At 56.4% G+C, this 553-nt stretch carries 1 protein-coding gene; it reads right to left on the bottom strand.

What is annotated here, in order from left to right:
- Positions 1-285, bottom strand: a 285-nt coding sequence (locus tag A3730_RS02390) for a TrmH family RNA methyltransferase (protein WP_304439452.1), incomplete at its 3' end; no start/stop codon positions are given.
- Positions 286-553 lie beyond the last annotated feature (268 nt).

The following is a 553-nucleotide window of genomic DNA, read 5'->3' as shown; positions in this document are numbered from 1 at the left end:
CAGTTCGGCGCATTGATCCGCATCCACATAACGGTCTTTCTGCAGGCGGTGCCGGGCGGTACAGGCAATACTCAGGTCCACATCAACCAGCGCCTGCTCCAGGGTGTCCACGATCACGGCCTGCTCCAGCACCTCGTTGCTGTGGTGGGCAACCCATTGTGCTGCGCGCATGTCGCCGGGGTTAACCAGCCGTAACTCTTTGAAACCCATGGTTTTGATGGCGCGTGCAGCGGCGCCGATGTTTTCCCCGCGGGCGGGCTCCACCAGAACAAAAACGATGTCCATCTATTGTCACTTCTTCATGGCAGGGTGAGCAGGTGCCCATTCTATACGAGGGGAGATACCGGGAGGAGGCAAAGCAGGTGGCGGCATCACGGGCAGAACCAGCCTGTCAGAAAATGTCCATTTTTTGTCCGGCTCAGCCCTTGGGTTGGGTATCCGTGTTGTTTATTGTTTGATCAATAAACACAAAAAGTTACACAACGAAAATAACGGGAGGGGACCCCCATGAAGAAGCTTGCACTCACCGGCCTGCTGGCCGCCGCTGTTCTGT

Source organism: Alcanivorax sp. HI0044 (assembly GCF_001634945.1).
This window is presented reverse-complemented; position numbering and strand designations above follow the sequence as displayed.